We start from the raw sequence: 14,746 nt of genomic DNA, 5'->3' as shown, positions 1-14,746 counted from the left end.
GGGCTCTTGTCTTGCAGTCCCTTCGACGCTTAAATCGAGCTCTCAGCCAGCGACCTCGAGTTACACATGTCCGATACGATCGCTTCATCGACGGATCTTCGCCGCCGGCTACCGGGGGTGACGACGCTGCTCGAGCATGCCGAACTGCAGCCATGGCGGCAGCGACATGGCGACCGCCTGCTGATACGTGCCATTCGCGACACGCTCGCGCAATATCGCCAGCGCTTGAGCGCGGGCTCGGCGACTGGAGGCAGTGTTCAAGACGCGGTCGATGGTGCAAAACGGCCAGAAGAGAGCGGCCTGATCGCAGCAATCATCGTTCGACTCGAGCTTTTGGCCCGGCCCGATACCCGCCCGGTCTTCAATCTCACCGGCACGGTCATACACACCAACTTGGGGCGCTCGCCGCTTTCCGAGGCGGCCATCGAGGCGGTGGTCCAGGCCGCGCGCCATCCCATCGCTCTGGAATACGATCTGGAAAAGGGTCGACGCGGCGATCGCGACCGCCTGGTGGAAGACCTGCTGATCGAGTTGACCGGGGCCGAAGCTGCGACGGTGGTCAACAACAACGCCGCCGCGGTGCTGCTGGCACTCACCGCGCTCGCCGCCGGGCGCGAGGCGGTGATCTCTCGCGGGGAAATGATCGAAATCGGCGGTGCTTTTCGGATCCCCGACGTCATGTCCGCCGCCGGTTGCCGGCTGGTCGAGGTCGGCGCCACCAATCGCACCCATGCTCGGGATTTTCGCCAGGCGCTCGGTGACGACAGCGGGCTGATCGTCAAGGCACACACGTCCAACTATGCGATTACCGGATTCACCCGCAGCGTGCCTGAGCACGAACTCGCCACGATCGCCCACGACCACGGCATCCCGTTCATGATCGACCTGGGCAGCGGCGCATTGACCGATTTTCGAGCGCTGGGCCTGCCGCACGAGTCACAGCCGGCGGAGGCGATAGCGGCAGGTGCCGATCTGGTCACGTTCAGTGGCGACAAGCTGCTCGGCGGCCCGCAGGCGGGCATCGTGGTCGGCAAGCGCGAACTGATCGATCGCTTGAAGACGCATCCGCTCAAGCGAGCCTTGCGCTGTGACAAGCTGACGCTGGCGGCACTGGAAGCGACGCTCCGATGCTACCGGGACAGTGACGCGCCGTCACGATCCCTCCCCACTCTGCTGATGCTGTCCCGCAGTGTCGATGCGATTGCCGAGCAGGCGGAGCGCCTGTTGCCGCCGATGCAGGCCGCGTTCGACGGCATCGCCGACGTCGGCTGCCGGGATTGTCGCAGCCAGCTGGGCAGTGGCTCGCTGCCAGTGGATCGGCTCGACAGCCGCGCGTTGGTGCTCCGAGGCAGAGGAAGTCGTGAGCTATCCCGTCTCGAGCATGTACTTCGTGCGCTGCCGCGGCCGGTGATCGGGCGGGTGCACGATGGGGCAGTGTGGCTGGATCTGCGCTGTCTGCATGATGAGGCAGACGAGCGTCGATTCGTGGCACAGCTCGACGACATCCCGGCCCTGTGGGATGGCATGCCATGATCGTCGGCACCGCGGGTCACGTCGATCATGGCAAGACGGCGTTGATCCAGGGCCTGACCGGGATCGCCACCGACCGCTTGAAGGAGGAGCAGGCACGCGGACTGACCATCGAAGCGGGCTACGCCTATCCCGACCCGCCACCACAATACGGTGACGTGACGCTGGGGTTCATCGATGTGCCCGGTCACGAGCGCTTCATCGCCAATATGCTGTCCGGCGCTGCCGGCATTCAAGCCATGCTGCTGGTGGTCGCTGCCGATGACGGCATCATGCCGCAGACGGTCGAGCATGCGCGGATTCTGGAGCTGCTGGGGGTGACTCGGGCGTGGGTCGCGCTGACCAAGACCGATCGCGTCGAGCCTGCACGCGTAACACAGGTAACGCAGGAACTGCGGGCGTGGTTGGCCGCAACGCCGTTTTCCGGGGCACCGATCTTTCCGCTCTCCAACACGACGGGAGAGGGGATAGACGCTCTCCGACATGTGCTGTGGACGACAGCGGGCGACCTTTCCCAAGGCGGCGCTGATTCGTCCGATGCGATGGCGCCTGTCGGTTCGAGTCGTTTCCGGCTGGCTGTCGACCGGGTCTTCGTCAAGCAAGGAGCCGGCGTGGTGGTGACGGGCACGGTACGCAGTGGCCAGCTGTCGAGCGGCGAAAGGGTAAAATTGCTACCGGCGGGTCTGACGGCTCGCGTACGTGGCCTGCGCTGTCAGAATCGCGATGTGGAAACCGCAAAGCGTGGCGATCGCTGTGCCATCAATCTCAGCGGGGCCGATATCGAACGTGGTCGGCTGGAACGTGGTGACTGGGTCGTCGCCGAGCGCTCCCATGTGGAGAATCGCGTCCGCCTGGACGTCACGCTCAAGGCATTGCCCGAGACGCCACCACTCACCCACTGGATGCCGGTTCATCTGCATCATGTGAGCGCGCATGTCACCGGGCGGTTGTCGCTGCTGGAGGGCGAGGTGTTGGCTGCGAATGGCACGATGCTGGCGCAACTGGTGCTGGATTCGCCGCTTCAGACGGTCCATGGCGATATCGTGGTCGTTCGAGATCAGGGTGCTCGCCATACGCTGGCCGGCGCCCGGGTACTGGATGTCGCGCCGCCGCGTCGAGGCGCCCGCAAGGCCGCGCGCCTTCGCCGGCTGAGTGCGCTGCGATCGATTCTGCCCGGCGCCTCGGAAGCGCCGTCGATCGACGAGCTGTGGGCGAATATCGATGATGGAGAGGGTATCGATCTCGATGCGCTGGCGGCCAATCTCGACCTGCCGCCGGAGACACTGCAGGCCTCCGCGCAACGTAGCGGATGGCAGGTGATCGCGAATCGCGCCACCCGCTTCGCTTTCCCGGAATCGGCATTGATGTCGCTGTACGACCAGGTCCTGAACTGCCTGACGGCCATCCACGATCAGGAGCCCGCCATGCGAGGGGCGGAGATCGACCGGCTGCGTCGAATGAGTGCGCCGCGCCTGCCGCCCGATCTATTTCGACCGTTGCTGGAACGATGGATCGCTCTGGGAGCGATCGTGCAACACGGCCCTTTCGTGGCGCTGACGACGCACCGCGCCACAATGGCGGAAGCGGATCTGGCGCGTTGGGAGCTCGTGCGCCCCCAGCTGGCAGCCTCCCCGTTCGAGCCGCCGCGGGTGCGCGATATTGCGCAACGGCTCGCGTGGGATGAGCGCGAAACGCGAGGGCTGCTGCATAACGCGGCACTGCTGGGGGAGGTCTATCAGTTGCGCCACGATCATTTCTTTCTGGCATTTCACGTGGCCGAACTGGCTGACCGGGTTCGCGAGCTCGATGCCTGTTCGTCGGTCGGTGCGACTGCCTCGAATTTCCGTGACGATATCGGCTGCGGGCGGAAATTGGCCGTCGCGATACTCGAGTTTTTCGATCGTGTGGGCTTCACCCGGCGAATCGGAGATAGTCACAAGGTGATCCGAGGCGATATGCTATTCGACTGATGGAGTTCGACTTTCACGAGTCGAAGCCCTGGAAGAGAATCGTTCCCCGGTGGGGCGACAGGACTTCAACTCCTGGAGGGGCTGCCAGCGGTCCCTGGTGGGTTCGACTCCCACTCTCTTCCGCCATATCCGGGCAGAAGTTGACGTTCGCCGCGTATCTGATTTGCCAGTGATCGAGACGCTCGCACAAGCATGATGTCGGTCAACCGGTGGGATTTGAAAGTATTGCAAAAAGTTACATCTTTTATTGAATCGTCAGTCACTTATAAGCTTATGATTAAGAACACTTAAGTTTTGCCATTAGCAAAATCGATTGGGAAAGTACGAAAACTACCTTGGATGACAGCTGTTTACGGTCCATTCTTGAGTTGCCCACTTAGCCAAGTGGCTCTCATCGCAAAGGAATGCGGGAGTGGGCGTTCATTACTGTACTTCCTCTCGCTTTCTCCCCCGACTTTTTCGTCTCGCCCTGCAAGTCGTTGCTGTCGAATCCGGTCTTTTAGCTGTAGTTGACGTAGTTGACATTGGTGACGAGCGTCTTTCGTATTCTCTTCGCGCATTCTTTCTGCACATCTTGACCGGGTGTCCCCTCGCCGTGATCATCCTCGTGAGCACCTGGTGGGTCGTCTCGCCTGTCTGGCGAGGCCATGCGGGCGTGATGACGGGTAGCATCAATGACGCTTAGGTTGACATCGTCACAGGACATCACGCGAGTGAGACTGACATGCAGGGTTCGTTGATAGGGATTGTGGTCGGTGTCGCCGTATGGGCGGCAACGGCCGAATGGGGCTGGGGAATCGGCATCGGGATTGCATCCGGTATCGCTTGGGACCTTTGGCGCCAGCGCCCGGGCCGCGGGGGTTGATCGTCGCGCTTCGACGAAAGCCGGTGAGACACCCCGCCATTGCGGGGTGTGAATTGCTTGCTGGAGGGCCGGAATGGCATCGACGCTAGGTCCTGGTTCTGACGCCTTCGAGCAGTGACGCCATATCGTCGGCATGCTCTTCTTCCTGGGCAAGAATATCTTCCATCACCCGACGCGATGTCGGGTCCTTGTCGCCAAGGTAGTTGATGATCTCGCGGTAACTGTCGATGGCGATGCGCTCGGCGATCAGATCTTCCTTGATCATCTCCTCCAGCGTTTCTCCTTCAGCGTACTCGGAGTGCGAGCGACTCAGCAGCCCCTCCGGTGAGAAGTTGGGAGCACCGCCCAACTGGGTGATCCGTTCGGCCAGCTGGTCGGCGTGCTGCTGCTCTTCCTGGGCATGCTCTAGAAACTCGTCCTTGGCGATGCTCGAACTGAGCCCGTCTGCCATGTAATAATGACGCTTGTAGCGCAGCACGCAGACAATCTCGGTGGCCAGGGCTTCGTTGAGGATCTTGATGACCGTTTCGCGATCGGCGGTATAACCTTCGGTGACCGCACCATTCTCGATGTGCTGGCGCGCACGTTCGCGAATTGTCTGAATATCGGTCAAGAATGTCTGTTCGCTCATGCTTCTCCTCCGTGATGACAAGTAAGTGCAGCGATGACAATAAGTGCAGCGCCAAGAAGACCGCGCAACATCGACATGATGCCGCGGCGCTTCACTGTCGTGATCTCAACGTAGTCGATAGCCGCGAGTTGGCCCAGAGATATCGATGGCGGGGCCGTGTAATACAATAGCGTCGGTGTCTTGGGCTAAGATTCGAGCACATTCCAGGCAGGACAGGTCTCATGACCGACCACGATCATTCTCGACATCATGATCACTCGCATGAACACGATCACTCTCACCCTGACCACGGTCACTCGCACGACCATGCGCCTACCGTGACCGCGGATAGTGCCAAACGCGTCAAGCTGGCGATGATCCTGACCGCGGGCTTCATGCTGGCCGAGGTGATCGGAGGCTGGATCTCCGGCTCCCTGGCGCTGCTGGCCGACGCCGGGCACATGTTCAGCGATAGCTTCTCGCTGGGTCTGGCGCTGTTCGCTTTCTATATCGGCGACAGGGCGCCCGACAAGTTGCGTACCTTCGGCTATCAGCGCTTCCAGGTGCTCGCGGCTTTCGTCAACGGTCTGACGCTGGTGGCGATTTCGGTATGGATCCTGATTGCGGCAATCGAGCGCTTCACGCAACCGACGGAGGTGTTGGCCGGACCGATGCTGGTCATTGCGGTGCTCGGCCTGCTCATCAATCTCGTGGTCTTCAAGATTCTGCACGGTGGCGATCAGGAAAATCTCAACCTGCGCGGTGCCGTCCTTCATGTCATCGGCGACCTATTGGGTTCCGTGGCGGCGATCGTCGCCTCCATCGTGATCATGCTCACCGGCTGGATGCCGATCGATCCGCTGCTGTCGATGCTCGCGGCAGCGCTGATCCTGCGCGCGGCGTGGAAGATCCTGCGGCGCTCGTCTCATACGCTGCTGGAGGGCACGCCGGAGGGGGTCGATATTGCGCAGATCCGTGACGCTCTGCTCGGTGTCGAAGGCGTCAAGGGCCTGCATGACATTCACGTCTGGGGGCTGACCCCGCAGGATCCCCTGCTCAGCGTCCATCTGGTCATCGAGGCACCGGAACTGCACGACAGCGTGATCGAACGCGCCTACGACGTGCTGCAGACGCGATTCGGCATTCAGCATGCGACACTGCAAGTCGAAACGCGGGACTGCCTGACCGGCGGGGAGTGCAATCACGGCATGGTCGTGCATCCCTGAATTGGCCGTGTACCTGTGAATGATCGTGCACCTGTGAGTGGCCATATATCTGTGAATGGCCATATACCTGTGAATGGCCACACACCCGTAAATGAGCGATCGCGAGAGGGCGCCCGCGGCCCCAGGGTGACCGGGACTCATGATCGGCCGGGAAAGTTTCATTGGCTGTCGCCGGCCGGTGCAGGCAAAATCGACGTTATTCAGTCTTCAATTCATCACTGGTGGTCGTTGCCGGCAGGGTCCGATCGGGGACGGCGCACTCGGCCGGCGTAGCGCCACGCCGGCTAGTATCGAAACCGGCTAGTATCGAAAAGAGTATCGCTCATGAGCACGCAGCCATCGCTGGGCATCAGCTTCGAATTCTTCCCTCCCAACACCGATGTGGGGCGAGAGAAACTCGGTGGCGTGCGTGACGCGCTGGCCGCACGCAGCCCGCGCTTTTTTTCCGTCACCTACGGCGCTGGGGGTTCCACCCAGGCGCGCACTTTCGACACCGTCAATAAGGTTCGGCGCAGCGGCGTGAACACGGCACCGCATCTCTCCTGTATCGGCAGCGAGAAGAGTGCGCTGCGAGAGCTGCTGCAGACCTACCGTGAAGAGGGGATCGATAGCCTGGTAGCGCTGCGCGGTGATCTGCCGTCGGGTATGGGCGGTGCCGGCGAGCTGCGCTACGCCAACGAGCTCGTTGAGTTCATCCGAGCCGAAACCGGCGACCATTTCGAGATCGCCGTGGCAGCCTACCCGGAAGCCCACCCTCAGGCGCCGAGTTTCGAGCGGGATCTGGAAAACTTCGCCCGCAAGGCGAGGGCGGGGGCCGATCTGGCGATCACGCAGTACTTCTTTACCGCCGACGCCTACTTTCATTTCGTGGATCGTGTGCGTGGGATGGGGATCGAGACGCCGATCGTGCCGGGCATCATGCCGATCACCAATTACACCAAGCTGGCCCGGTTTTCCGATGCTTGCGGCGCCGATATTCCGCGCTGGATTCGCAAACAGCTCGAGTCCTATGGCGACGATAGTGAGAGCATCCAGGATTTCGGCACCGATGTGGTCTCTAATCTCTGCCAGCGGCTGCTGGATGGCGGCGCGCCGGGGCTGCATTTCTACACGCTCAATCAGTCGGCTCCTACCCTGAGGGTGCTCGACAATCTGTCCTGACCCGGTCCCCGCTCGCGGGGCTCGATAGGCAAAGAAAACGGGTCAGCGCTCCAGGCGCTGGCCCGTTCGCGTTCATGGCGGCTATTGGCTAGGTTGAAAGGAGCCAGCGCCGGAATCGGCGTTGAGCAGGATCTTGCCGACAGTCTATTTTGCAGCGAGATTCACCACGGACAGGAGAACGAGATGCGACAGAAGACACTATTGGCGCTCGGCGCCAGTCTGGCAATGACCATGAGCGCTGCAGCCCAGGCGCAGACCCGCGTGGAGATGCATTCGGTTTCCAAGGACGGTGTCGGTGATAGCGTTGGCACCGTAATGGCCGAAGATACCGATCACGGCTTGTTGCTGACCCCGGATCTCTCCGATCTGAATGCCGGAATTCACGGATTCCACCTTCATCAGAACGCCAGCTGCGAGACGAGCAAGAGTGACGGTGAGGTGACGCCGGCCGGCGCGGCTGGAGGCCATTTCGATCCAGAAGAAACCGGCACTCACCAAGGGCCTTACAGTGATGAAGGCCACCTCGGCGATCTTCCCGCGCTGATGGTCGACGAGGACGGCAATGCCACCACGCCAGTCTTGGCTCCCCGGCTGAAGGAGTCTGACTTGAGCGGTCATGCCTTCATGATCCATGAAGGGGGCGATAACTACTCCGACCAACCCAAGCTTGGCGGCGGCGGCAGCCGCGTAGCCTGTGGGGTTATCGAAGGCAGCTGATACGTCTACCCGCAAGATTCGTGTGTTCCAGGACGGCTCTGTCATCGGCAGGGCCGTTTTTAGCTCGAGCCAAGCCGGCACTCGGATTCATTATTCGTAAGCTATTGTTTTAAGAACGGCTATCGCGCCATAATCTGTTTATTTATCCAGTTATGGGGCGCTCGGGCCGATGGCCAATTTTCGAACTCACTTCGGCGTGGCGAGCGTCGGGGGAGCAGCGGTTGCCCAGGCCGGTTGGCAGGCAGGGCAGTGGAACGGTTGGCAAGCGTTGGCGGTGGCCCTGCTCGTGGCATTCGGCGGGATTCTGCCGGACATCGATGCGGACCAGTCCCAGGCCATTCGCCTGATCTTCAATATTCTGGCGGTCGTCGCCGTCATCGTGGCGGTGCTGATTCTCCAGCATCGGGTCACCCCGGCCTATCTTTTCGCTGCCTGCGGGGGCGCCTACTTCGGCATGCGCTATCTGGCCGGCGCCCTGTTTTCTCGCTTTACCGTCCATCGCGGGCTCTGGCACTCGTTGCTGGCGGCGATCGTCAGCGGTCTCTCGACGGCGGCGATCAGCTTTTCCGTCCTGGGGCAGTCGGAGCGGTTGGCCTGGATCCACGGACTGGCGTTGACGCTGGGATTCGTCACCCATCTGACGCTGGACGAATGCTACAGCGTCGATCTCACCGGGGCGCGGTTCAAACGCTCGTTCGGCACGGCGCTCAAGCTCTTCAGCTGGCGAGCGCCGGGCAGCGCGTTGATGCTGGCGCTGGTGTCGGCGCACCTGCTCAGCTGGTTGCCCTCGTTAACGGCGCTACGCCAGGTGGTTGCTCAGGGCCTGGCACTCTGGCACTGAGCGGCGGGCGCGATCCGTAACGGGACTCTACACTGAAGCCCTTTCCGCCTTTGAAACGTTCTCTCCAGTGACCCGGAGGTCTTGATGCATCTGGTATTCGACGTCAATGAAACGCTGCTCGACACGAGTTCACTCGATCCCCTGTTCCGCCGCTGGTTCGGTCAGGACGGGCATCGCCCGGAGTGGTTTCTGACGCTCCAGGAGGCGTGGATGACGACCAACCTGATCGGTCGTTTCGAGCCCTTCGCCGAGCTGGCAAAGAGCGCCTTGCGCCAGCTCGGGGCCAAACATGACGTCTCGATCTCGACCGCCGACGAGCAGGCGTTGATCGAGGGTATTCTCACGATGCCCGCCCACGGCGATGCCGCGACGGCGCTGGCGACACTACGTGATCAGGGGCACACGCTGACCGCTCTGACCAACAGCGCGCTGAAGGCCGCCCACCAGCAGCTGGCGCATGCCGGATTGACCGACTACTTCGATGCCATTCTCAGCGTGGAGAGCGTCGAACGATACAAACCGTCGCCGGAGCCCTATCAGCACGCGGCAGACCACTGGGCGGTGGATTCCCGCGAGATGGTGATGATTGCCGCCCACAGCTGGGATCTCGTCGGTGCCCATGCCGCCGGCCTGCGCACCGGTTTCATCGCGCGGCCAGGCAAGGCGATGGATCCGAAGATCGAGGGCGTGCCGGATTGGCAGGACGACCATCTTGTTCAACTGGTCGAGCGAGTCGTCTCTGCCTGACGCGGGCTGAATGCCACGATGAATACCACGATCAGTGCGGCTTCTTGGGATCGAGAATGCGTACCGGCGTGATCTCCTCGCTGGCCGGTCGTTGGCGTTCCCGAGGCTGATTGACCCGGGTGGGCACTTCGGGAATCGTATCGTCCTCGATCGGCAGCTGTTCGAAGAAGTCGCAGCTCACGCAATCGCGATAGCGGATGCCGTTCTGTTCCCACGAGCGGATGCGGTCCATGGCGGAACAGCGCGGGCAGATCGCGCCGGCGATGAAACGCTTGGGTGTCTGGGGCATGAGTTACCTCAAAATTGATGAGCGGATGCCGGTGGGCATCCGCTCGAGGCATCGGGTGTCTAAGCGACGCGGCGCGGTTCGATGCCGGAATGGCGCAACAAGGGGTCGATGCTCGGCTCGCGGCCTCGGAAGGCCTGGAACAGCTCTGCCGCTTCCTGCGATCCGCCCTGTTCGAGAACCGTTTCGCGGAAACGACGACCCGTCTCGGCATCGAAAATCCCGGCTTCCTCGAAGGCGCTGTAGGCATCCGCGGAGAGCACCTCGGCCCATTTGTAGCTGTAGTAGCCGGCGGCATAGCCCCCGGCGAAGATGTGGGCAAATCCGTTCTGGAAACGATTGAAATCGACCGTGGGAACGACTGAGGCCTTGGCGCGAACGTCGTCGAGCAACGCCTGTATGTCGGCGGAACTGGGCTCGCGATATTCGTGATGCAGCCGGAAATCGAACAGCGAGAACTCCAGCTGGCGCATCATCTGCATCGCCGACTGGAAATTTCGTGCGGCCTGCAGTTTGTCCAGTAGTTCGTCGGGCAGCTTCTCGCCCGTGTCGACATGGCCGGCGATCAGGTCGAGACCCTCGCGTTCCCAGCAGAAATTTTCCATGAATTGACTCGGCAATTCGACGGCGTCCCAGGCGACACCGCTGATGCCGGAGACGTCCGCGACCGTCTGTCGGGTCAGCATGTGGTGCAGACCGTGGCCGAATTCGTGGAACAGTGTCAGCACTTCATCGTGAGTCAGCAGGGCCGGTTTGCCGGCGACCGGTGGGGTGAAGTTGCACGTCAGATAGGCGACCGGCAGTTGCAGTTCGCCGTCTTCGCGCTGGAGACGCGTTCGGCAGACATCCATCCAGGCCCCGCCTCGCTTGCCCTCCCGGGCGTACAGATCGAGGTAGAAGCCGGCAATCGGCCGGTCGCCGTCGAGCACGTCGAAGTAGCGGACATCGGGGTGGTAGCTTGGCGCTTCCGGGTTTTCCGCCATGCGGATCCCGTAAAGCTTGTCAGTGACGCTGAACAGTCCTTCGACGGCTCGCGGCGCCGGAAAATAGGGGCGCAGCTGTTCCTGTGAAATATCGTAGCGTGCCTGACGCAGCTTCTCGCTGGCAAAAGCGGTGTCCCATGGCTTCAGGGCGTCGAGACCGAGCGTCTCCTTGGCATAGGCTTCGAGTTCGTTGAACTCCTGCTGCGCCTGAGGATGGGCGCGTTCGGCGAGATCGTCGAGGAAGCCCAGCACTTGCTCGGGGCTTTCGGCCATCTTGGTATCCAGCGAATAGTCGGCGTAGGTGTCGAAGCCGAGCAGCTTCGCCAGCTCCTGGCGCAGTGCCAGCGTCTCCTCGATCACGGGTGCGTTGTCGTTTTCGCCCGCTTTGGGGCCCTGATCGGAGGCGCGCGTCACGTAGGCGGTGTAGACCTCGCGACGCAGCTCGCGATCCTCGGCAAACGTCATGACCGGCAGAAAACTGGGAACGTCCAGAGTGATGCGATAACCGGAAACACCCTTGGCTTCGGCGTTGGCCTTCAGCATCTCCAGCGCGCTTTCCGGCAAGCCGGTCAGACGTTCGGCATCATCGAAGTCGCGGTGCCAGGACTGCGTGGCATCGAGTAGCTGATTGGAGAAGGTGTTGCCCAGTTCCGACAGGCGCGCCTGGATCTGCCCATAGCGTTTCTTTTCGGCGGCCGGCAGATCGACGCCCGCCAGACGGAAGTTGCGTAGGGTATTATCGATTGCCTTGCGCTGCGCCGCATCGAGTGCGCTGAATTCGTCGCTCTGGTGGAGTCGCTCGAAAGCCTGGAATAGCGCAGTGTTCTGACCGACCCAGGTGCTGTACTCGGAGAGCATGGCGAGACAATGCTGATAGGCGTCGCGCAGCGCATCGCTGTTCATCGTCGAATTGAGGTGGGAAACCGGTGACCAGGCTTGGGAAAGGCGGTCGTCGAGTGCTTCCAGCGGCGCGGCCAGCGACTGCCAGCTCACATCCTGCTGCTGGGCGAGCGTCTCGATGGCCTGCCGGTTGTCGGCAATGATTTTTTCGATGGCCGGAACGACGTGTTCGGCACGAATCGCTTCGAATGGCGGCAGGGTATGATGCTCGAGCAGCGGATTATTCGACATGGTCACCTCGGACGAAGAAATCGATGCCTTGCTATATGGGGGGAGCCGAAGCCGGTTTCAATCCGGATCGCCATCCCGGTTTCAACGATTCAGCGGGGGAGGCTTCGCTCGATTGGCCCCTCGCCAGCGGCCTGATAGGCTCTCCGCGCTTTCGCGCCAGCCGCGCACCTGGCAATTCGCTTGTCGCCGGCGGCCGCAACCCGTTCGATAAAGGTCCTCACTAATGAGTGAAACTCTGGAGCGCTGGCAGTCCCGCCGAGCTTTTATTCTGGCGGTTACCGGTGCAGCCGTCGGTCTGGGCAATATCTGGCGTTTTCCGTACATGACCGGCGAGAACGGCGGGTCGGCGTTTCTGCTTCTCTATATCGTGTTCGTGCTGCTGCTGGGGCTGCCGATGATGATGGCGGAGATCATGATCGGGCGCGCCGGCCGCCGCAGCCCGATGCAGGCGCTGGCGTTCCTGGCGGAAGAAGCCGATGTCAGCCGCCACTGGAAATGGCTGGGGCTCTTCGGGGCGATCACCGTGTTCTTCATCCTGTCGTTCTATTCGGTCGTCTCCGGCTGGTCGATCGAGTATCTGGTGAGTGCGGTTAACGGCAGCTTCGTGGGTCGCTCGCCGCAGGAGATCGGCGCGAGTTTCGATGCTTTCCTGGCCGACCCGCTGCGTATGACCTTCAATCACACCCTGTTCATGCTGTTGACGATGTCGGTGGTGGCAGCCGGTGTCGCCAACGGCATCGAGAAGCTCAACAACGTGATGATGCCGCTGTTATACGGCGTCCTGATCGTTCTCGGCGGTTACGCCATCACGACGCCCGGTTTCGGCCCGGCCTTGCACTGGTTGTTCACCCCCAACGTTGCCGCGATCACCTGGAGCGTGGTGCTCAGTGCCATGGGGCATGCCTTTTTCACATTGGCGGTGGGTGCCTGTGCGCTGATGGCTTACGGTGCCTATATGCCCGACGAGCAGAGCCTGCCGAAGGCGGTATTCGCCGTGGCGCTGCTCGATATCGCCGTGGCGCTGTTGTCCGGTATCGCCATCTTTTCGGTCGTGTTCACTCATGGTCTCGATCCCAGCGAGGGGCCGGGGCTGATGTTCGTCACCTTGCCGATCGCCTTCAGCGAACTGCCGGGCGGCCAGATATGGCTGGGGGCATTCTTCCTGCTGCTGCTCGTCGCGACATGGACCTCGTCGATCAACCTGGCCGAGCCGATGGTGTCGATGCTGGTGGGGGCCGGGTGGCGACGGAGCCGGGCTGCTATTCTGATTGGATCACTGGTATGGCTGGTAGGGTTGTTGTCGGTATTGTCGTTCTCGACGCTGTCGGAGGTGCATTGGGTCGGGGAGATGAACTTCTTCACACTGGTGTCGACCATTCCGCCGGACATCTTTCTGCCGATCGGGGGCTTGCTGATCGCCATCTTCGCGGCGTGGCGGATGTCCCGGGAAGCTGCCGTGGCGGCGATGGGTATCAGCCCCGGCGGATTTCGTCTCTGGCGAGGGCTGGTACGTTACGTCTCGATTCCGCTGACCGTGGTCGTGTTGATGACGAGCCTGATGTAGGCAACGCGCTTTGGGGTGGCTTCCAGAATCCTGGAGAGCTCCCGGCACACTGAATAACCCGGCGACAGGAGTAGCCATGATGGCCGTTCGAACTTTTCAGGGCGTCACGCCCAGTCTCGGTGAGCGAGTGTTCATCGATGACACCAGTGTGGTGCTGGGAGACGTTGCGCTTGGCGATGATTGCTCGGTATGGCCGATGGCGGTCATTCGCGGCGACGTTCATCGCATTCGTATCGGCGCGCGGACCAGCGTGCAGGATGGCTGCGTGCTGCACTGCACTCACGCCAGCGACTTTAACCCCGGCGGCCATCCGCTGGTGATCGGGGACGAAGTCACGATTGGCCATCAGGCCACGCTGCATGGCTGCAGGATCGGCAACCGAGTGCTGATCGGAATGGGCGCCGTGGTGCTGGACGGTGTCGTAGTCGAGGAAGAAGTGATCATTGCCGCTGGCGCCATGGTACCGCCGGGCAAGGTGCTGGAAAGCGGTTATGTCTATGCGGGTAATCCCGCCAAGCCGCTGCGTGAACTCAAGGCCGCCGAGCGCGAATTCTTCAGCTATACCGCGGGTAACTACGTCAAGCTGAAGGATCAACACCTGTCCGGCGAGTGATGGGGATGTATCGCGACAGGCTCCTCCCATCGATTTCACTTTTTTCGACTCAGGGGCTTGCCAACTCGGCGGCGGGTCCGTAAAGTACGCATCCGCTGCCACCGAGAGAGGTTTTCGGAGACAGCGAGAAGAATTCCAAGCGTTTGATTTGATTGAATAAATCGGTTGACGCAAGGCGGCGAAGTCGGTAAGATTGCTTCCCAGTTCTTCAAGGATCGGCACCGCTAAGCAGCAACGGTGCCAGGCAGGATTCGACAAGAAAGACGTTGACATCCTCACCCAGATCCTTAAAATACGCCACTCCTTACGGCGGCCCAGAAAACAAGCGCTGACAAGCACTTGGGTTTGACGGCAGAAGCAAAGCGCTTCAAGTAAGGACGCTCTTTAACAATCGATCAGGTAATTGATGTGGGCGCTTGTTCTCGCGTGACAGCCAGTCACGACATATCGAGGCAAGCGACTCGTCAAGATTCGTTTGACCTTGAACCAAGTTTGGTCCGCT

General features: G+C 61.4%; 12 protein-coding genes and 1 tRNA gene. 10 read left to right on the top strand and 3 right to left on the bottom strand.

Annotated features, from left to right (window positions below):
• Positions 1-66 precede the first annotated feature (66 nt).
• The 3 genes from selA to ACUN9V_RS17795 all read left to right on the top strand — a co-directional run bounded on the left by selA (position 67) and on the right by ACUN9V_RS17795 (position 3,626).
• Positions 67-1,533: an L-seryl-tRNA(Sec) selenium transferase gene (selA, locus tag ACUN9V_RS17805; RefSeq protein WP_445512344.1), complete on the top strand. Its 1,467-nt coding sequence runs from the start codon at positions 67-69 to the stop codon at positions 1,531-1,533.
• Positions 1,530-3,500, top strand: a complete 1,971-nt coding sequence (selB, locus tag ACUN9V_RS17800) for a selenocysteine-specific translation elongation factor (protein WP_445512343.1) — start codon at positions 1,530-1,532, stop codon at positions 3,498-3,500. The genes selA and selB overlap by 4 nt, the downstream gene beginning before the upstream one ends.
• A gap of 30 nt (positions 3,501-3,530) precedes the next feature.
• Positions 3,531-3,626 (top strand) — tRNA-Sec (locus tag ACUN9V_RS17795).
• 824 nt (positions 3,627-4,450) lie between these two features.
• Here the strand turns inward: ACUN9V_RS17795 and ACUN9V_RS17790 are convergent.
• A complete protein-coding gene (locus ACUN9V_RS17790; RefSeq protein WP_445512342.1) occupies positions 4,451-4,996 on the bottom strand; it encodes a ferritin-like domain-containing protein in 546 nt (181 codons plus the stop codon).
• Positions 4,997-5,217: 221 nt separating this feature from the next.
• Here ACUN9V_RS17790 and ACUN9V_RS17785 point away from each other — a divergent pair, with 221 nt between their 5' ends.
• From ACUN9V_RS17785 to ACUN9V_RS17765, 5 genes are all read left to right on the top strand, one after another.
• Entirely contained in the window at positions 5,218-6,201 is a 984-nt protein-coding gene (locus ACUN9V_RS17785; protein ID WP_445512341.1) for a cation diffusion facilitator family transporter, read from the top strand.
• A 324-nt stretch (positions 6,202-6,525) separates the two neighbouring features.
• Positions 6,526-7,362, top strand: a complete 837-nt coding sequence (gene metF / locus ACUN9V_RS17780; RefSeq protein ID WP_445512340.1) for a methylenetetrahydrofolate reductase [NAD(P)H] — start codon at positions 6,526-6,528, stop codon at positions 7,360-7,362.
• Positions 7,363-7,545: 183 nt separating this feature from the next.
• On the top strand, positions 7,546-8,079 hold the full coding sequence (sodC, locus tag ACUN9V_RS17775) for a superoxide dismutase [Cu-Zn] SodC (protein ID WP_445512339.1): 534 nt from the start codon (positions 7,546-7,548) through the stop codon (positions 8,077-8,079).
• 169 nt (positions 8,080-8,248) lie between these two features.
• A complete protein-coding gene (locus tag ACUN9V_RS17770; RefSeq protein WP_445512338.1) occupies positions 8,249-8,920 on the top strand; it encodes a metal-dependent hydrolase in 672 nt (223 codons plus the stop codon).
• An 84-nt stretch (positions 8,921-9,004) separates the two neighbouring features.
• Positions 9,005-9,667, top strand: a complete 663-nt coding sequence (locus ACUN9V_RS17765; protein ID WP_445512337.1) for a haloacid dehalogenase type II — start codon at positions 9,005-9,007, stop codon at positions 9,665-9,667.
• A gap of 31 nt (positions 9,668-9,698) precedes the next feature.
• Here the strand turns inward: ACUN9V_RS17765 and ACUN9V_RS17760 are convergent, their stop codons facing one another.
• Both ACUN9V_RS17760 and prlC read right to left on the bottom strand, forming a co-directional pair.
• Positions 9,699-9,956 carry a YheV family putative zinc ribbon protein gene (locus ACUN9V_RS17760; RefSeq protein ID WP_075560731.1) on the bottom strand — a complete coding sequence of 86 codons (258 nt, stop codon included), beginning with the start codon at positions 9,954-9,956 and terminating at the stop codon, positions 9,699-9,701.
• Positions 9,957-10,015: 59 nt separating this feature from the next.
• Complete coding sequence (gene prlC, locus ACUN9V_RS17755; protein WP_445512336.1) at positions 10,016-12,067, bottom strand: oligopeptidase A; 2,052 nt, start codon at positions 12,065-12,067, stop codon at positions 10,016-10,018.
• Between the two features lie 223 nt (positions 12,068-12,290).
• Here prlC and ACUN9V_RS17750 point away from each other — a divergent pair, with 223 nt between their 5' ends.
• The gene (locus tag ACUN9V_RS17750) at positions 12,291-13,631 is read left to right on the top strand and encodes a sodium-dependent transporter (RefSeq protein WP_445512335.1); all 1,341 of its coding nucleotides are present in this window, start codon (positions 12,291-12,293) and stop codon (positions 13,629-13,631) included.
• A 79-nt stretch (positions 13,632-13,710) separates the two neighbouring features.
• Positions 13,711-14,244, top strand: coding sequence for a gamma carbonic anhydrase family protein (locus tag ACUN9V_RS17745; RefSeq protein ID WP_075560760.1), 534 nt, complete (start codon positions 13,711-13,713; stop codon positions 14,242-14,244).
• Positions 14,245-14,746: the final 502 nt, after the last annotated feature.

The organism is Salinicola sp. V024 (genome assembly GCF_052645315.1).
The sequence above is the reverse complement of the archived record's forward strand: the minus strand, read 5'-3'. Positions and strand labels throughout refer to the sequence as shown.